The sequence below is a fragment of the Streptomyces sp. NPDC093600 genome (assembly GCF_044764755.1).
In the GTDB taxonomy this organism is placed as follows: Bacteria; Actinomycetota; Actinomycetes; order Streptomycetales; family Streptomycetaceae; genus Streptomyces.
Genome location: NZ_JBIWIU010000010.1, coordinates 199,392 through 217,113, shown reverse-complemented (window position 1 = coordinate 217,113; position 17,722 = coordinate 199,392). Strand labels below are relative to the sequence as shown.

The 17,722-nt window shown below is 72.6% G+C and carries 12 protein-coding genes and 1 pseudogene; 2 read left to right on the top strand and 11 right to left on the bottom strand.

Going from position 1 to position 17,722, the window contains the following annotated elements; translation table 11 throughout:
* Positions 1–88: 88 nt before the first annotated feature.
* The 7 genes and pseudogenes from ACIRB4_RS24235 to ACIRB4_RS24205 form a co-directional block, all read right to left on the bottom strand.
* Positions 89–613 carry a hypothetical protein gene (locus ACIRB4_RS24235; protein ID WP_403294238.1) on the bottom strand — a complete coding sequence of 175 codons (525 nt, stop codon included), beginning with the start codon at positions 611–613 and terminating at the stop codon, positions 89–91.
* 105 nt (positions 614–718) lie between these two features.
* On the bottom strand, positions 719–2,824 hold the full coding sequence (gene ligA / locus ACIRB4_RS24230) for an NAD-dependent DNA ligase LigA (protein ID WP_403294237.1): 2,106 nt from the start codon (positions 2,822–2,824) through the stop codon (positions 719–721).
* A 72-nt stretch (positions 2,825–2,896) separates the two neighbouring features.
* Entirely contained in the window at positions 2,897–3,430 is a 534-nt protein-coding gene (locus ACIRB4_RS24225) for a cytochrome b (RefSeq protein WP_403294236.1), read from the bottom strand.
* A gap of 60 nt (positions 3,431–3,490) precedes the next feature.
* Positions 3,491–5,230: a SpoIIE family protein phosphatase gene (locus ACIRB4_RS24220; RefSeq protein WP_403294235.1), complete on the bottom strand. Its 1,740-nt coding sequence runs from the start codon at positions 5,228–5,230 to the stop codon at positions 3,491–3,493.
* 256 nt (positions 5,231–5,486) lie between these two features.
* The gene (locus ACIRB4_RS24215) at positions 5,487–5,999 is read right to left on the bottom strand and encodes a DUF2716 domain-containing protein (protein ID WP_403294323.1); all 513 of its coding nucleotides are present in this window, start codon (positions 5,997–5,999) and stop codon (positions 5,487–5,489) included.
* Positions 6,000–6,099: 100 nt separating this feature from the next.
* Positions 6,100–6,535, bottom strand: a pseudogene (locus ACIRB4_RS24210) (hypothetical protein); the annotation flags it as partial.
* Positions 6,536–6,654: 119 nt separating this feature from the next.
* Complete coding sequence (locus tag ACIRB4_RS24205; RefSeq protein ID WP_403294234.1) at positions 6,655–9,183, bottom strand: SpoIIE family protein phosphatase; 2,529 nt, start codon at positions 9,181–9,183, stop codon at positions 6,655–6,657.
* A gap of 183 nt (positions 9,184–9,366) precedes the next feature.
* On the opposite strand from ACIRB4_RS24205, the gene ACIRB4_RS24200 reads away from it, so the two are divergent.
* Positions 9,367–10,347 carry a TIGR03557 family F420-dependent LLM class oxidoreductase gene (locus ACIRB4_RS24200; protein ID WP_403294233.1) on the top strand — a complete coding sequence of 327 codons (981 nt, stop codon included), beginning with the start codon at positions 9,367–9,369 and terminating at the stop codon, positions 10,345–10,347.
* A gap of 47 nt (positions 10,348–10,394) precedes the next feature.
* On the opposite strand, the gene ACIRB4_RS24195 is transcribed toward ACIRB4_RS24200, so the two are convergent.
* From ACIRB4_RS24195 to ACIRB4_RS24180, 4 genes are all read right to left on the bottom strand, one after another.
* Complete coding sequence (locus tag ACIRB4_RS24195; RefSeq protein WP_403294232.1) at positions 10,395–11,954, bottom strand: hypothetical protein; 1,560 nt, start codon at positions 11,952–11,954, stop codon at positions 10,395–10,397.
* Positions 11,955–12,024: 70 nt separating this feature from the next.
* Positions 12,025–13,218 carry an FAD-dependent monooxygenase gene (locus ACIRB4_RS24190; protein WP_403294231.1) on the bottom strand — a complete coding sequence of 398 codons (1,194 nt, stop codon included), beginning with the start codon at positions 13,216–13,218 and terminating at the stop codon, positions 12,025–12,027.
* A 382-nt stretch (positions 13,219–13,600) separates the two neighbouring features.
* Entirely contained in the window at positions 13,601–14,770 is a 1,170-nt protein-coding gene (locus tag ACIRB4_RS24185; RefSeq protein WP_403294230.1) for a serine hydrolase domain-containing protein, read from the bottom strand.
* Positions 14,771–14,917: 147 nt separating this feature from the next.
* Positions 14,918–15,667, bottom strand: coding sequence for a restriction endonuclease (locus ACIRB4_RS24180; protein ID WP_403294229.1), 750 nt, complete (start codon positions 15,665–15,667; stop codon positions 14,918–14,920).
* Between the two features lie 252 nt (positions 15,668–15,919).
* On the opposite strand from ACIRB4_RS24180, the gene ACIRB4_RS24175 reads away from it, so the two are divergent.
* The gene (locus ACIRB4_RS24175; protein ID WP_403294228.1) at positions 15,920–17,722 is read left to right on the top strand and encodes a hypothetical protein; all 1,803 of its coding nucleotides are present in this window, start codon (positions 15,920–15,922) and stop codon (positions 17,720–17,722) included.

Below are 17,722 nucleotides of genomic sequence, written 5' to 3'. Positions count from 1 at the left end.
CCCGGGCAGAGGTCAAGGGGCGTCGACCAACTCGGCGGCGGGGTGCGGGTGGTGAGCGCTCGGACAGGCCGGCCACCGCACCCGGCTCTCAGGGCGCCACGCCGCAGCGTCGCGCGATCGCCTTGAGGCGTTCGAGTTCGTGTCGCGCCGCTGTCGGATGGGCGAGGTCGAGGGCCATCCCCGCGCGGGCGGTGATGTACCGGATGTCCTGGCAGGTGGCGGTGGAGAGTCCGGGGGTTGCCCGAAGGCGGCGGCCCGTGACACGCAGGAAGAGCGCGATGGTGTCGAGCTCCTCGCGCAGGCCCACAGGAAGCACCTGCCGCAGTTCGTCCTTGGCGTAGTCGCGCGCCTGGGCGTCGGCCTCGCAGAGGCTGGGCGGCGAGGGCGCCCACGGAAGGCCGGCTTCCCGGGCGTCGTCGTACATGTCCGCCACCAGGGCGCGCGCGGACGCCGGGTCGCCCTCGGCGGCGGCCGCGCGGGCCGACTCCAACGTGGAGCGTAGTCGGGCCCGGGCCTCGGGGTCCTCAGCCGTGCGGGCGTCCAGATAGCCGGACCATACGTCGAACGCCTTGTTCAGCTCGGCGTCCAGCATGATCTCGTACGTGTCCGGCACTCGGCCGCCTCTCCTGTCGGGCCGTCCGGTGTGGACGGCAGCGAGCGGTACACGATAGGACGGGTGGTGGGCGCACTGCCCGCGATTTTCCCGGTGTGCGGTCCGTCAGACCTCCAGAGGCAGGAACGCTTCGACGAGCTGGGCGAATTCGTCGGGTGCCGCGATCCGGACCCCGAGGTCCTCCGCCTTGGTGCGCTTGGAGCCGGCCTTCTCGCCCGCGACGAGGAGGCTCGTGCGCTGGGAGACGCTGGACGAGGACTTCCCGCCCGCCCGCTCGATCAGCTCGTTCATCTGGTTGCGTGACAAGTTCTGCAGCGGGCCGGTCATGGCTCCGGTGACGACCACCGTCATCCCGGCGAGAGGCCTCTGCGACGTCCCTTCACCGCTCTCGGCGCCCGGTTCCGTATCCGGGTCGGTGCCCGGCTCCGGCGGCGGTGTCGCGCCGGGTTCCGTCATGTTGACGCCCGCGTTCACCAGCTTCTCGATCAGCGGGGCGAGCTCCGCCAGCTCCGAGACCACGCCCGCCGCCTTTTCCTTGCCTATCCCGTCGACGAGCTGAAGCGTCTCCGCGTCGGCGGCGACGATTCGGTCCATGGTGGCGAAGTACCGGGCGATACGCCGGGACATGGAGCGCCCCGTGCCGCGTACTCCGAGGGCGCAGAACACCCGCGACAGCGGGCGGCTGCGGGCGGTGTCGATGGCGGCCAGCAGATTGTCCGTGGAGGTCTCACCCATCCGGTCGAGGGCGAGCAGCTGCTCGCGTTGCAGGGTGAAGAGGTCGGCGAAGTCGGCGACCAGGCCGGCGTCGACGAGCTGCACCACCCGGGTGGAGCCGAGGCCCTCGATGTCGAGCTGGTCGCGGCCCGCGGCGTACGAGATGGAGGCGACCAGGCGGCAGTCACGCCCGCGCGTGCACCGCCAGCGCTGCTCGCTGGTGTCGATCGCGGAGCCGCACCGCGGACACGTCTCCGGGAACGCGATCGGCCGCTCCTCGCCGGTGCGCAGATGGGCGACGGGCGCCTCGATGCGGGGGATGATGTCGCCGGCCTTGTAGACCATCACCCGGTCGCCCAGGCGCAGGTCCCGTCGCGTGATGTCGGCCGGGTTGTGCAGGGTCGCGTAGCTGACGGTCGATCCGTCGATCTCGACCGGTTCGAGGACGGCGCGCGGCGCGATGATGCCCGTACGGCCGACGTTCCACTCGACGCCCAGGAGGCGGGTGACCTTCTCGACGGCCGGGAGCTTGTACGCGATGGCCCAGCGCGGCGCCCGTGTGCCGGAGCCCGCCTCCCGCTGGTCGGCGGCGAGGTCCGCCTTGATCACGATGCCGTCGATCCCGAACGGCAACGAGGCGCGCAGCGCGGCGACTTCCTCGACCCGGGTCTGCACCTCCTCGGCCGTGGTGACAGTGCGGGGTGCCACGTCCGTGGCCGCCGCCGTGTGTACGCCGAGTCCCGCGACGTACGCGACGACCTCGCTGTGCGGGAGTTCGGTCAGGGTGGCGGTGAGTTCGCCGGAGTCGGGCAGCGGGATCGCGCCGTACGCGAAGAACGTCATCTCGACGCGGTAGGGCCGGTCCTTGGCGCGGAGTGTGCCGGCCGCTCCGTTGCGCGGGTTGGCGAAGGGGGCGCCGCCGTGCTCCGTACGCACCGTGTTGGCCTGTTCGAACTGTTCGGCGGTCATGAGGACCTCGCCGCGCACCTCGATCGTCACCGGTGAGGCGAGCTGCTCGGGCAGGCCGACGATGGTGCCGATCGCGTGTGACACGTCCTCGCCCGCGGTGCCGTCGCCTCGGGTGATCAGCCGGTCCAGCCGGCCCTCGTGATAGCGCGCGGCGACGGCCAGCCCGTCGAGTTTCGGCTCCACGCTCCAGGCGGCGACGGGTCTGCCGATGCGCCGTTCGAGCGACGCCGTCCAGGTGACGAACTGCTCGGCGGAGAACACGTTGTCCAGGGAGAGCATGGGGACGGTGTGGGGGATGTCCCCGCCGGCGGCGCCGCCGGCGACCTTGCCCGTGGGTGAGGCGTCCAGCACCCCGTGGGGGTGCTCGGCCTCGTAGGCGGCGATCCCTCGTACCAGGCGGTCGTACGCGTCGTCGTCGAGCATGCTCTCGCCGGTGGTGTAGTACGCGGCCGCGGCCTGCGCGGCCTGGTCGACAGCGGCGGCGTACGCGGGCGCGTCGGCGAGCACAACAGCTGAGTTCGTCGTCATGCGCCCATCCTGTCGCCCACCACTGACAACGGAGGCGGTCGCACCGTGCGGGGAGGGACCTGTGCCCCCAGGTCACAGCATGCGCTGCAGCAGCCGGTCGCGGTTGACGAACTGGTGCTTGAGCACCAGGCCGACGTGCAGGGCGAGCGCGGCGAAGAAGGCGATATGCGCGGAGATGTGGAGCGGGAGGATATCGTCGCCGGCGGCGAGCAGGACCAGTCCGGTGGCGGGCACGAGGAAGGTCAGCCAGTACAGCGCGCTCTCGGTGCCGTGGGCGAGGCGTCGCTCCCGTGCCGTCAGCGTCGGCGCCCAGGGCGGCAGGGGGGTCAGCCGCCGCCGGGCGAGCCGGACGATGCCCAGCACGATGATCGTGACACCGAGGAGGACGTGCGCGGTGAGGAGCGCGTCGTCCCCGAAGGCGGCGTACTCGCCGTCTCCTCTGCCGCGCCCCCGCCCCGGTCCACCGCCCCGCCCTCTGCCACGGCCACGGCCCGACTCGTCGGCGTCGAGGAGGTAACCGACGGCGAACTGCGCGGCGAACGCGGCCACCACGCTCCAGTGCAAGACCTTGGTGAGGGGCCGGTACCCGGCGCCGCCGCTGCCCATGATCCCAGTGTGGGTCAGCCGCCTCCATCCGTCACACCGGCCCCTCCTCCCCCACGGCGGTCAGGGAGCGCTCAACCGGGGCGGGCTCGGCTCGTGCGCGGCCGGGGTGCGCAGGGCCAGGATGGCGATGTCGTCGTCGTTGTTCCGGACCGGGCGGGCGCGTTCCAGCAGCAGGTCGGTGAAGGCGGCGAGCGGGCGGTGCACCAGGGAGGCGGCGTGCTTGCGCAGCCGCTCCAGGCCGTCGTCGATCGAGTGGTCGCGGCTCTCCACGAGCCCATCGGTGTAGAGCACCAGCGTCGACTGCGGGGGAAGGACGATGCGTGTGTCGGTCCGCTTCGCCGTCAGGCCGGTACTGAGCAGCAGCCCGTGCCCTTCGGTGAGGTAGCGGGCCTGCCCGTCGTGTGTGATCAGGAGCGGCGGCGGGTGGCCGGCGTTCGTCCAGGCCAGGTGCCAGGCTCCGTCACCGGTCTGTTCCAGGATGCCGAAGACCAGGGTCGCCATGGAGACCCCGGCGATGTGCATGGCCGACTCGTCCAGCCGGTTCACGATCGCGCTGGGCGGGTCGTGATGGGTCCAGGCGTACGCGCGGAGGATGCTGCGGACCTGGGCCATGCCCGCCGCGGCGTCCAGGTCGTGCCCGACGACGTCACCGATCGCCAGCGCGGTCGTGCCGTCGGCCAGGGTGAAGACGTCGTACCAGTCGCCGCCGACCTGCGAGGCGTCCGGCGAGGGGACGTAGCGGGCGGTCATCTGCAGCCCGGGGATCGAAGGCAGCTGCGGCAGGAGGTGGCGCTGCATCGTCTCCGCGACCTTACGCTGCCGCTGGTACAGGCGTGCGTTGTCCAGAGCCAGCCCGGTACGGCGGGTGATGTCCTCGACCAGGGACAGGTCCGCGGGGGTCATCGCGTCCGGGCGCTTGGACCGTCCCAGGGTGAGCGCGCCGAGGACGTCCCGTACGCCCCTTATCGGGGCGATCGCCGCCGAATGCATGCCCGTCGCCTCGAACAGCCGCCGCTGTTCGATGGCGATGCCGGAGTCCGGGGGCCCTTGGTACGTCGCCGGTCTCACGAGCGTGGAAGCGGCGCCCCGCAGGGCGCGTGACAGGGGCATCGGTGACTCGGCGGGGACCGGTGGCATCGGCCCCTGCAGGTCCTCGCGGTAGGTCAGGGCGTCGTCCTCGTAGTGGACGACGATGACCCGCTCCACCTCGTCGGCCTCGGTGATCAGGTCCACCACGACCCAGTCCGCGAGCCGGGGCACCACCAGCTGCACCAGGCGGCGCAGCGTCTCTTCGCTGTCGAGGGTCGACGTCAGCTGCGTCGTCGTCTCGGCCAGCAGCGCCAGGCGCTCGAGCTCCGACAGCGTCGCGCCGGTCTCCGCGGCTCCCTCGGAGGTGGCCAGGCCGGTGCCCGGGTCGTGGAAGATCATCAGCGTGTCCGCGCCGGAGTCCGCGGACCGGGCACAGGGGACGATCGACCAGGACAGCTCGGTCAGATTCCCGTCTCCCTGCTCGAACCAGCCGCGGCCGGTCTGCGTACGCCGGGCCAGGACGGCTTCCTCGACCCGGCAGCGGGCCCTGGCCAGCGGCTGGCCGTGGCCGTCACGGTGCAGGAGGTCGTGGGCGTCACGCCCTATGACGTCGGCGGCCTTGATCCTCAGCAGCCGCTCGGCGCGGGCGTTCACGGCGGTGATGACGCCGCAGTCGTCCACGACGCACGCGGCCGCCTCGAGCCGGCCGGGCAGCTCGGAAGGCGAAGCCGCACCGCGCGCGGATTCGCTCTCGACATCCTGGTCCTCCACGATCGCCCGTGCCTCCCTGGCCTGACCTGGCCGTCATCGTCGTCAGCCTTGCTGATCGCCCCGGGACATCACTCGCAAACACTATGGCCGTATCCGCTGATCGAGTGCGGTGGGGGCGGGCACCGGCGCGGGGGCGAACGTCTCGCCGACGTCGGGGGGCGGCACGCGCGCGAGGGCCCGGCCGGGCAGTGGTGTCACTCGTACGGGGACACCGCGGAGCCGGCGCCCCGCGACGCCCCGGGTCGGCGACCTCGTCCTACGCGGGGCCCTCCCGCCTGCCCGACCTGCGTATCGGTGCCCCGAGAACCGTGTCGACCTCCGCGGCGACGGAGTCGAGGAACGCCTGACCGAACAGGCAGAGGGACTCTTCCCACGGGTGCCCGAAACTGCCCGTACGGAAGTCCTCCGACAGATAGATGTAGTAGTCACCATCAGGGTACGGGCTCAGGGGCCATGCCCGCTGCGCAACGCCAGCGACCTCCTGTGGGGCGAACCGGTAGGACGTGTGCTGCCAATCGAGAGCGAGCAGCGTCCCATGCGGGCCGACAGCAGAGGCCAGGCCTCGGCGGACCACCTCGACCAGGCGGTCCAGACCCTCGTCACCCGGATCGTCGTCGAGGGCGGCAAAGCTCCACGTCACGGAATCGGCCGGTTCCTTGATGGCCGGCCATGTGAACGGACTCATGCCCGGCCGGAATTGGAACTCCGCGGAGAAGCGGTCCCAGACGCGCTGGTGCTCGGCGTCGGACAACACGGCCACGGGATCCATTCTCATCCGCTGATGATATCGAGCCCTTCCCTCCAGAGCTTTTGACCAGCCTTTACGGGGGTGGACGGTCGGGCTCAGCGGCGGGGCCGGCGGGCGGTCGTCAGTGCGGGTTGCCCGCGTGGGTGAGCGTCTCCCAGGCCACGAACAGATTGTTGGTGCCGACCGGGCGCTGCTGCTCGGTCAGGCGCCGGGTGTTGGTCATGCCGTACCCCATGCGGGGGGCCAGGGCGTTGAAACCGACCTCGGTGATCGGGCCGAGCCTGCCTCGAGGACGCCGCCGCAGAAACGATCTCGGCGGCCCGAGGCCAGGAGGAGCCGGCCCAGCCGGTCTGCAGGGGCGCGTTGCTGTCGGTGTGGTCCCCGGTCAGCGCCGACCAGGCGTCCATCAGCTCGATCGACTTCCTGGCGTACCGGCTGTCGCCCGTGATGTACCGGGCCGGCGCCGTGGTGTGGGCGGCGATCGCGTCCTCACGCTCGCCGGTACAGCCGAGGCTGGGGTTCGAGTACGAGCAGCACTCGACAACCCCGCGCGGCTTGTGGCGCAGGAAGGGAGGCAGATTCGCGGACGGCGACGGCACCCGAGCGCGGGGCGGCCGGGCGTTCGCCCGCCGAGGCGGGAGGCATGAGGAGCGCGGCGGGGGCGGCGGCTGCGCGCTCAGCGTGAGGTGAGCGGCTGTTCGGCCCAGATCGTCTTGCCCGTGGAGGTGTACCTGGTGCCCCACTGCTGGGTCATCTGGGCGACGAGGAACAGACCGCGACCGCCCTCGTCCTCGCTGCCGGCGCGCCGCAGATGGGGGGAGGTGTGGCCGGTGTCGGAGACCTCGCAGATCAGCGCGCGGTCGCGGATGAGCCGGAGCTGGATGGGGCCGGAGGCGTAGCGGATCGCGTTGGTGACGAGCTCGCTGACGACCAGTTCGGTGGTGAAGGAGAGGTCGCCGTCCAGTCCCCACGCGTCGACCTGCCGGGTGGCGAGCGCGCGGGCCCGGCCCACCACTTCGAGGTCGTCGGACAGCTCCCAGGCGGCCACCTCGTGACTGTCGAGAGTCCGGGTGCGTACGAGGAGGAGTGCGGCGTCGTCGTCGACGGGGCCGGGCAGCAGCTTGGCGACGACACGGTCGCACAGGTCGTCCAGAGGGTGCCGGTGGTCGGCGAGGATGCCGTGCAGCGCGTCGAGTTCGGCGTCGCGGTCCCGGCCCCGGCCCTGGACCAGCCCATCGGTGAACAGGGCGATGACGCTGCCTTCGGGGAGGGTGAAATCACTGCTCTCGAACGGCAGACCGCCGAGGCCGAGCGGCGGTCCGGCGGGCAGGTCCGGGTGGGTGACCGCCCCGGTGGCGGGGTCGACGACGGAGGGCAGCGGATGGCCGGCGCGGGCCATGCTGCATCGCCCGGTCACCGGGTCGTACACGGCGTACAGGCAGGTCACGCCGAGTGCCGCGTCGTCGGTCCCGGCCTGGACCGTGGCCTGCTCGTGGGCGTCCTGGGTGATGAGTTCGTCGAGGCGGGCGAGAAGTTCGTCGGGCGGGAGGTCGAGCCGGGCGAGCGCGCGGACGCTCGTCCGCAGCCGGCCCATGGTGGCGGCGGCGCGCACCCCGTGGCCGACGACGTCGCCGACGACCAGGCCGACGCGCGTACCGGACAGGGCGATCACGTCGTACCAGTCACCGCCGACTCCGGCGCTGCTGTCCGCCGGCAGATAGCGGTGCGCGACGTCCACACCGGTCAGCCGCGGCAGGTTCCTGGGCAACAGGCTGCGCTGCAGGGTGAGGGCGGCGGTGTGTTCACGGGTGAAGCGGCGGGCGTTGTCGATGCTGACGGCGGCCCGGGCCGCCAGTTCCTCGGCCACGAGGAGGTCATCGGAGTCGAACGGGTCTGGGTGGTTGTCGCGGCAGAAGGTGACGACGCCGAGCGGGGCGGCTCCGGCGTGCAGCGGCACGGCGAGCCGCGCGTGCGCGCCGCTCGCGTCGCGTGTCCCGCTCTCCCGTACGGAGCGGCCGCCGGCCAGGCAACGGGCCTGGATCGAGTCCGGCGCGTGGTCGACCATCCGGGTGTAGGCGCTCCGTACGGCAGGCCCGCCCGAGACCGCGAGGCCGGCCGCGCCGGGAGCGCCTTCGCCGGCCGGGGCGGCGGCGCCTTCCCCGGCCACGCCGCCGTCGCCGCCCGGGTCCGTGCGGGTGGGGCGATTCGGGTCGGTGTCCGCCGCCGCCCGGTCGGGTGGGCGTTCCCAGACCCGTACGAAACGCCTGACGGTGGCCGTTCCGGGGGCAGGCTGCTCGCCCTCCAGGACGACGTCGATGAGGTCGACCGTGATGCTGTCGGCGAACCGCGGCACCGCCACGGCGGAGAGTTCCTGCGCCGTTCGTGTCATGTCCAGGGATGTGCCGACGCGCCCGCCGGCCTGTACGAGGAGGTCGAGGCGCTGCTGGGCGAGGTAGCGGTCGGTGATGTCGACCGTCTCCTCGCACACGCCCAGGGCGCTGCCGTTCGCGTCCTCAAGCCGGTAGTACGAGCAGGACCAGACGTGGTCGTGCTCGGGGTCGACGGGCGGGCGGCCGCTGTAGTGGAGCTCGATGACGGCTTCGCCGGTGGCGAGCACCCGGCGCATGGTCTCTTCCAAGGTGGGCGGGTAGCCGTCGGAGAGGACCTCACCGTCGGTGACCATCTCGTCGGGGCCGCGGCCCGTGTACCGCGTGGTCCCCATCTCGTCGCAGAGGGCGCGGTTGGTCCAGACGACCCGCAGATCGGTGTCGTAGATGGCGAGGCCGACGGGCGACTGGGTGGCCAGGCCCCGGAGCATGGACTGGAGCGCCTCCCACCGCTCCGTCTCGTCGGCGTCCGCCAGGAACAGCAGCCGGGCGGGACCGGTCCCCGTGTGGGAGAGCGGAAGGGACGCGGTCGCCACGCGGATGACGTGGCCGTCCCGGTGCCCCATGTGGAGCACGTGATGCCAGGCCTCGGCCGCGCCCGGCATGGGCGTGGCCGCGCGGTGCGGGTCGGGGCGGTCGACGACGAACGTGCCGATGGGGCGGCCCACCGCCTCGTGCGCGGGGTACCCGAGCAGCGCGTAGGCCGCCGGGCCCCAGCCGACGACCGTACCGTCGGCGTCCAGGACGGCAGTCGCCGCTTTCGTCACGTCGAGAGGACCGCGGAAGTCGGCGTCCTCGGCCGCGTACACCGCGCTCATGGCACCTGCCTTCTTACGTAACCTCATGGTCGGTCGGCGCTACCCGCAGCACAACCGCGCTCGGCCCGGATGGGTTGTCCTCCGCCCCTGGCCCGGCCCCCGCGCCCCGTTACGGGCCGCGGGGGCCGGGGTACCTCTGCGCGGACACAAGCGGTGTCCCCGTATCGAGGAGAGGTACGACACGTGCAGATCGGATACAAGCTCGCCGCCGAGGCGTTCGGCCCGGCGGAACTGGTACGCCAGGCGGTTCTCGCGGAGCGGGCGGGGTTCGACTTCGTCGAGATCAGCGACCACTACCATCCCTGGCTGGACAACCAGGGGCATTCGCCGTTCGCCTGGACGGTCCTGGGCAGCATCGCGGCCAAGACCTCGCGGATCGGGCTCGCCACCGGCGTCACCTGCCCGACCGTGCGCTACCACCCCGCCATCATCGCGCAGGCCGCCGCCACCCTCGCGCTCCTCTCGGACGGGCGCTTCGTCCTCGGTGTGGGCTCCGGCGAGCGGCTCAACGAGCACGTCGTCGGCCGCGGCTTCCCCGACACGGTCCGCACCCGGCACGAGATGCTCAGGGAGGCGCTGGAGATCATCCGGTTGCTGTGGCGTGGCGGGTACCAGTCGTACGAGGGCAAGCATCTGCGGTTGGAGGACGCCCGGGTCTTCGACCTGCCGGAGGAGCTGCCCCTGATCGCGGTGGCGGCGAGCGGTGAGCCGTCCTCGCGTATCGCCGCAGAGCTGGGCGACGGCCTGTTCGCCACCGAGGACAAGCCGGAGATCGTCCGCCACTACCGTGCGGCGGGCGGGGACGGGCCGGGCTATGTCGAGGTCCCCATGGCGTGGGCGCCCGACGAGCGTACGGCGGCGAAGGCCGTACTGGAGACGTCCCGCTGGGCGGTCACGGGGTGGAAGGTCATGAGCGAGCTGCCCAACCCGGTCAACTTCGAGGCGGCGACCACGACCGTGCGCGAGGAGGACATCCTCGAGAAGTTCGCCTGCGGCAACGACCCGGCGCGGTACACCGAGGTGGCGCAGCGCTTCGTCGACGCGGGCTTCGACCGGCTGGTCATGCAGAACGCCGGCCCGGACCCCGACGGCTTCATCGACTTCTTCCAGCGTGAGCTGAACGAGCCCATGCGACGACTGAGGCCGGCCGGCGACGCTGCCTGAACGGTCATGGAGCACCGCGCGCCCCCGCAGGGACGGCGGGCGGGCTGTCAGTTCCTCGGGGGCGTCGGCGCCTTGGCGCAGAGGTACGGACGCGCGAGCAGCAGGCCCGTGCCGGTCGTGGCGATTCCGAAGTAGACCGGCGCGAGGTGGAGGAAGTCGGTGTAATGGATCGCGCCGTGCACGACGACGGCCGGCAGGAAGCCGGCGGCCGCCGCCGCGGCCAGGCTCCAGAACACCCACGTCTCGCCCCGCCGCCAGCCCCACGCGCTGAGCAGGGTGATGGCCACCGCGGCGGCCATCAGGGCACCGCCGAACCCCGCTCGGTCGTGGGCGACGAACGGCACGAGCCGGGGATTGACGGCTTCCAGCGTCTGCGTACTGGTGCCCAGGAAGACCAGGTCGGCCGGTACGAAGACCCCGGTCAGACCGACCACCGAGATCACCGCTCCGCCGACGAAGAGCCCCGCTCCGGTGACGATCAGCAGCAGTTGGCCGACCAGCGCCCGTCGGCGCTCCGGCTCCGGCCCCTCGGGGGCCGGGCGCCACCGGGGCGCGTGCGGGGTCCGGCGGACCCCGGCCACGAACATCGGGAACAGGACGAGGGCGGTGGCCGTGTGCAGGGGTTCCACGAAGCCGGTGGCCAGGAAGTAGAACAGGGTGGGGAAGCCGATCGCCCCCGACAGCAGGTACACCTCGCGGGCCCAGGGCCATCCCCGTCTGATCCCGCCCAGGGCGAGGCCGGTGTAGAGGGCGCCGATCGCCACCATGGTGCCGGCCATGGTGATCCGGTCGTGCTGGAGGAAGTGCACGAGGTGGTGGTTGGCGGCATGCAGTTCGTCCAGCGTCATGCCGAGGTAGTCGCGGTCGTACCAGAGCAGCACCGGCCCGAGTGTGATCGCCGCGGCGCCGAGTCCGGCACCCGTCATCCCGAGCCCGACGATCAGCGCCCACCACCAGGCGGGCCAGCGACGGGGATCGCGGCCGACCTCGCGTAGCACCGGGCCGACGTCCCGGAGCGCCGGAGCGGGCGCGGTGGGCGTGGCCGCCTCGGTGACCCGTGCGAACCAGCCGGGGCCGGCCGCCACGAGGACCTCGGGGCGGGCGAGCACGACGGCGCCGGGCTCGTCGAGGGCGGCGGCCGCGGCGGTGACCGACGGGTCGGACACGCGGAGGATGGGCGGGTCGTCGCCCGTGGTGAAGCCGTCGACGTGGGGTGCGAGGGCGGCCTCGGTCTCCGGGTCGCGGGCGTGGACGACCATCGGGATCGAGCGGCCGGCGGCGGCCGCTCGGACGGTGTCCACGTCGGCCGCCGAGACGGGTGACACCTCGACGACACCGGCGCCGAGCGGGGGCATGGCGCGTATCGCCTCGCGGGCGAGCGAGGGCGGGACGGATATGCCGAGGCGGACGGAGACGGGTGCGCCGGAGACCTCGCCGGCGAGCGTCTTCGGCGGATGGCGGTGGCCGAATCCCCGGGCGATCAGCCGTGCGCCGGCCGGGCGGGAGCCGATCGAGGCCAGCAGTCGCAGGGCGGTTCGCTGCGAACGGCGCTGGCCGAGGAGGGCGGCGGCCGGGCCGCGCAGCGGGTGGTACGTCCAGTCCGGCATCAGTGGCTCTCGTTCTCCGTCTTCTCCGTCGTCGCGGTCACTCGGTCACCCGGCCCGCCCGTCGTCGGGGTCACTCGGTCACCGGCCCGACCGGTCGCGCGTCAGCGGGCGGGGTCCAGCCGAGCACCGGCGTCATGGAGCGCAGCATCACCCACGTCGGCGTCAGCCGGGCCGCGGTGTCGCGCAGCAGCACCGCGGGCGGCCACGCCAACTGGCCGATCGCGCCGAGCCGGGCGGAGCGGCGGGTGACGGCCTGGGTGCGCGGGCGGCGCAGCAGGTCGTACGAGCGGAGCGCGGCGGCCACGTCGGGGGCGCCGTCGAGGCAGTGGGCGAGGGTGACCGCGTCCTCCAGGGCCTGGCAGGCGCCCTGGCCCAGATTGGGGGTCATGGCGTGGGCCGCGTCGCCCAGCAGCGCGGCCCGGCCGTGGGCGAAGGAGGGCAGCGGCGGCAGGTCGTACAGGTCGTGCCGGAGGACGGCGTCCGGGGGGACGGCCGCCAGCAGGGCGGGGACGGGGTCCGGCCAGGAGCCGAACCGGCGCAGGAGTTCGGCGTGCTCGCGGGCGTGCTCGCTGGGGCCGGACGCTGCTCCGGCGGGCGGCAGTGACGCGGTCGCGAAGCAGTACATCCGTCCGCCCGGCAGCGCGGTGTAGCCGAATCTCTCCCCTCGGCCCCAGATCGCCGCGCCCTCGGGGGGCGGCTCGGCGAGTGGGGCGGTGACCATGCGCCAGGCGGTGTAGCCGGCGTACCGGGGGCCGGCCGCGTCGGGCCACAGGGCGCGGCGGACCGCGCTGCGCAGACCGTCGGCGCCGACCACGAGGTCGGGCCGGGACTGGCCGCCGCGGTGTTCGACGACCAGGTCGCGGCCGTCGTCGCGGACGGCGGTCACTTCGCTGCCCGGCCGCAGGCTGTCGGCGGGCAGCGCATCGGTGAGGACCCTCAGCAGGTCGGCGCGGTGCAGGACCAGCAGGGGGTGGCCGAAGCGGCGGGTCAGCTCCGCGTTGTCCGTGCGGGACAGCCGACGGCCCCGCCGGTCGCGTACGCCGCCGCCCGTCTCGACGGCGCCGAGCGCGCGCACGTCGTCGGCGAGTCCGAGCACTTCGAGCGCGTGCAGCGCGTTCGGCCAGAGGGAGATGCCGGCGCCGACCTCCGTGAACTCGGGTGCCCGTTCCAGCACCTCGACGTGCCAGCCGCGGCGGTGCAGGGCGATGGCCGTCGCGAGACCGCCGATCCCGCCGCCGACGATGGTCGCGGCGCGCTGCGGCATGGGTCCTCGCTCTGGTCTCGGGGCGCCGCCCCGGTGGAGTTCCGGTGAAGTGGTGGCCGGCCGGTGAAGTGGTGGCCGGTCCGGTGCCCGAGCGGCCCGCGTCGCGGCGCGGGCCGGGCTGAGCAGCGCTTATAGCAACATCTCGGCAGACGCCTGTCAACGTGCCGGGGTGGACAGGCCGGGCCTGGCGGGGCGCGGTCGGCCGGGTGTCGTCTCGGGTGGGTGGCGAGGGCCGGGCCGGTCCGGTGGTTGCCGTCTCGGTGAGTGGCGATGGCCGGGGCCTGGTCCGATGGGTGCCGTCTGGTGCGAGGCGATGGCCGGTGGGGGCGGGCGCGCCGGCCGGGGCGGCGAGGGCAGCCGGGCCGGCGAGGGGCGGCTCCGGTCACTGACCGCAGATCGCGGCGTCCACGGCTCGTGTCACCGCCTCCCCGGCCTCCTTGGTCATCGCCACATGGTTGAACGTGAGGGTGACCGCGCGGCCCTTCGGGTCGACGCCGCCGGAGGTGGTGAACCCGGGGATCCCTCCTCCGTGGCCCCAGACCTCCTTCCCGCAGGAGTTGCCCACGCGGACGAGTCCCAGCCCGTATCCGTCCTTCGGAACCCTGTCGAGCGGCACGGTGCGCTTCATCTCGGTGAGCCGGTCCTTCGAGACGATGTCCCCGCGCAGCAGTGCGGTGAAGAAGGTGTTGAGGTCGGCGCCGGTCGCGACCATGGCGCCTGCGGTGTGGGCCCAGGACACGTCGCCGTCGGTGACGTCGACCCGCTTCTCGCCGATGCGGTGGTAGCCCCGGGGGTGCGGGCCGCGGATCCCGGTCTCTCCGCGCCGGGGAAAATAGGTGTCCTTCAGGCCGAGCCGGTCGATGACGCGCGTCGTGATCTCCTCCTCGGCGGGGCTGCCCGTCACCTTCTCGATGAGCATGCCGAGCACGATGTAGTTGGTGTTGGAGTAGACGGCCTTGTCCTTGGCGCCCGGGCCGGGCGGCAGAGAGGTGGCTATCCTCACCAGTTCGGCCGGCGTGTACGTTCCCAGGGGTTCTTCGTCGACGCCGATCCGCAGCTGCCCCGGCTTGATGTCCTGCGGCTTCGTGCCGCCGGCCGCGACGTAGTCCGTCAGACCGCTCGTGTGCCGCAGCAGGTCACGGACCGTCACCCGGCTCCCGTCGTTCCCGTTGCCCTTCACGGTTCCGGGGAGGTAGTGCTCCACGCTCCTCCCCAGGTCGACCCGTCCCTCGTCGACGAGTTGCAGGACGACGGCCGCCACGAACGCCTTCGTGTTGCTGCCGATCCGCACGCGCGCGTCGTCCGTGATCGGCGCCCTGGTGGCGGTGTCGCCCACTCCCGCGCGAAGGACGCGCCTGCCCCGTTCCGGGTCGGAGATCACGACCTGGACCCCCGGGATCCCTTGCTCGACGACGGCGTCGATCTGCTGCTGGATCGCACGGTCGGAGGAGGGGGCGGGCTCCGGGGAGTGATCGCAACCGGTCGCCGTCACGGTGAGGGCGGCGGCCCCGGCGATCACGGCAAGCACGGTGCGGCGTCGTGAGGTGGTCATGGTGGCGCTGGTCCTCCTGGTTGACGAGACCTCGCGGCGAGATCCCTCTGCCCATGACCGTATGGAGGCGTGAGTCGGCGTCCCATGGCGCTGACCACCGCTTTTCCTCTGCGGCGGACCGGTGGAGCGTGCTGGGGCGAGCCCCACCTAACGGGCGGGCGCGGCCTCCCAGGGGGCCGGTCCTGTGCCCTCCGTCCAGGCGACGAGGGCTTCGTGGTCGAAGCACTGGATTCCGCACTGTTCGGCGTACTCCGTCGCCGGCTGGGTGAACTCCCCCGTGGTGACGACGGCGGCGACGGACGCGTCGTGCACCGCGAAGCAGGTGCCGCCGAATCTCTGCACGTCCTGGGAGCCGACCTTGTTGACCGGTCCGTAGCGTTTGCACTGTATGACCAGGTGTCGTCCGTCGGGCGTGGTGGCGGTGACGTCGGCCCCGAGGTCGCCCGCGCCGCCGACGACCTGGACGTCGAGACAGCCGTCGCGGGCGCACAGCGCGGCGACAGCCTGCTCGAAACCGTCAGGGTCCATGGCCAGGTAGTCGTCCGCCTCGAAGCGGGGCAGTGCCGCGTCGGCCTCCGTGGCCAACTCGCCCGCCAGTACGCCCTCATGGGCGGTCGCCCCCTCCCCTTGATCGGGGATGTCCGCCCATGTCTCCACCGCGCGGCGGGCCCTGCGACGGTTGCGGACGCTTCTCAGCGACATCGCCAGAAGGACGATTGCCACCACCGTGATGGCCGCCTGCACGGGATGATGTTCGGCCGTCCTGACCATCACCTTCACCAGAAGCCCCGCGGCACACAGGGCTATCGCCAACAGGCCGAAGAAGAGGAGAAGCTGCCGGATGCTGAACGCCTGCCTCTGGTGTGCGCGGCCGGCGGGCTTGCGGGGGACGGTCATGGGCGGAGCCCTCCGACGACGGCGAGGATGTCAAGATCATTCATAGGACTCCTCTGCCCGGCCATCCCGAGTTCAACAGCTCTACGGGGCGCGCGCGTACGGCAGTTCACGTCGGCCCGCGAGTCCCGGCCGCCGGTCGTACGGGCCGGTCGCGGGCTGGGCGATGTGCGCCGGTAAGGTCCCCCTGTCGTCACAGCAGTGACCGCAGTCACCGCCCTGGGGGGTACCCGCATGTCCACGCCGAAGTCTTCCTTGAGCCGCAGATCGGCGCTCGCCGCGCTGACCGGTGCGGCGGTCGGCGGTTCGCTGCCGCTCGCACCGTCCGTCTTCGCCGCCACGCCTGCCGTCGCCGCGGAGACCACGACGGCTGGGACCACGGCGGCGGCCGCCGGACCCACGACGCCCGCGGGGCCCGCCGACCGGCTTCCCATGGCGGCCGACCCGTGCGACCCGTGGCACTTCGCCGCCCACCCGGCCGGGGAGCTCACCACCCGTACGATCGCCGCCACTCCCCCGCTGCTGGAGGTGTCCGACACCCAGGGGGTGCTCGCCACCCTCACCACCGGCGCCACGACGGTCACGCTGCGCGGGCCGAAGCGCTGGTTCACCGAGCAGAAGAAACCATTCGCCGACGCCTTCACCCGGACCTTGCCCGCCGGCCAGAACGGCTGGGGCTCCTCCCCCGGCGGCGGCAAGTGGTCCACGTACAACGGCCCGGACACGAACTACTTCCTGGAGAGCGGCCGCGCCGTCATCCGGCTCGACGTCAACGAGGCGGGTACCAGCCGCCACGCCCTGCTCCCCGACAAGGCCGTCGGGGACGTCAGCGCCGCCGCCCGCTTCTCCTTCGACAAGGTTCCGACCGGCGCGGCCGCCTCGCTCGCCCTGACCTTCGCGGTCACGGACGCGAGCAACCACTACCGGGCCCGGCTGATCGTCACCCCCGCCGGAGAGGTCCAGCTCGTCGTCGAGAAGGCGCTGGCGAACAGCGTGACCGTCCTCGGTGCGGCCGTCACGGTCGGCACCGGTTTCGCCGCGTTCGACCACTGGTGGGTACGGGTCGAGAAGACCGGCACCCTCCTGCGCGCCCGCGCCTGGCGGCACGGCACGGCCGAGCCCGCGGACACGTGGCACCACAGCCTGAGCGACCCCGAGAAGGACCCGGCCAAGGTGTTCACCGGGGGCACCTTCGGAGTCCGCGCGTACGCCTCCCCCGGCAGTACCACGACGCTGGAGGCCCGGGTCTACGACTTCGACGTCGATTCGGCGGTGTGGGCCGACCCGCCGGTCATCTGCCACGACACCTGGGTACGAACGCTGCCGGCGCCCTTCGACGGCGCCTGGACGCCCGCGCTTGAGCAGCGGATCCGCGCGTGGGCGGGCGACACCTCTCCCGACGCGCTCGCGTACGCCTCCATGTACCGGCCCTTCGCCCCCGCCGTGACCGACCCGGCGCTCCAGGGCGCGACCGTGGTCGGCGAGTCCGAGTACAGCGAGCCGGACGCGGCCGGACTGCGGTACATCGGCGCCGACTTCCACGAGTACATGGGACTCGACTGGACCTTCACCGCGAGCGGCGAGACCAAGACCGCGGATCCCGCCTTCAAGGGTTGTCTGGACTGCTCCGGCTTCGTCCGGATGGTCTACGGCCACCATCTGGGCGTCCCGATGGTCGCCTACGAGAACTTCGACGGCCGCAACCTGCCCCGCACATCACGCCACCAGTCCGCCAGCGGTCCCGGTGTGGTGGTGGCCAAGGGCACGACGGCGCCGCCCTCGCTCGCCGGGCTGCGGATCGGCGACGTCGTCTACTTCGACGCGACCGCCTCCGACCCCGCGGACCCCGAGACCGAGGCGGGCGTCATCGACCACACCGGCATCTACGTCGGGCAGGACCAGCACGGCGGCCTGCGTTTCGTCTCCAGCCGCAAGACGCCGAACGGGCCGACCCTGGCGGACCTCGGAGGCAAGTCGATCCTCAACGGCAGGAAGTCGACCACGGAGCAGAAGGGCGATCTGTACACGGACTCGCTGCGCGTGATCCGCAGGTTCTGA

Excerpts from the sequence above, each read along its gene's own strand:
- ACIRB4_RS24215 (WP_403294323.1), bottom strand. The coding sequence starts at position 5,999 with ATGGATCCCGTGGCCGTGTTGTCCGACGCCGAGCACCAGCGCGTCTGG.
- ACIRB4_RS24225 (WP_403294236.1), bottom strand. The coding sequence starts at position 3,430 with ATGGGCAGCGGCGGCGCCGGGTACCGGCCCCTCACCAAGGTCTTGCAC.
- ACIRB4_RS24205 (WP_403294234.1), bottom strand. The coding sequence starts at position 9,183 with ATGAGCGCGGTGTACGCGGCCGAGGACGCCGACTTCCGCGGTCCTCTC.
- ACIRB4_RS24180 (WP_403294229.1), bottom strand. The coding sequence starts at position 15,667 with ATGACCGTCCCCCGCAAGCCCGCCGGCCGCGCACACCAGAGGCAGGCG.
- ACIRB4_RS24190 (WP_403294231.1), bottom strand. The coding sequence starts at position 13,218 with ATGCCGCAGCGCGCCGCGACCATCGTCGGCGGCGGGATCGGCGGTCTC.
- ACIRB4_RS24195 (WP_403294232.1), bottom strand. The coding sequence starts at position 11,954 with ATGCCGGACTGGACGTACCACCCGCTGCGCGGCCCGGCCGCCGCCCTC.
- ACIRB4_RS24185 (WP_403294230.1), bottom strand. The coding sequence starts at position 14,770 with ATGACCACCTCACGACGCCGCACCGTGCTTGCCGTGATCGCCGGGGCC.
- ligA (WP_403294237.1), bottom strand. The coding sequence starts at position 2,824 with ATGACGACGAACTCAGCTGTTGTGCTCGCCGACGCGCCCGCGTACGCC.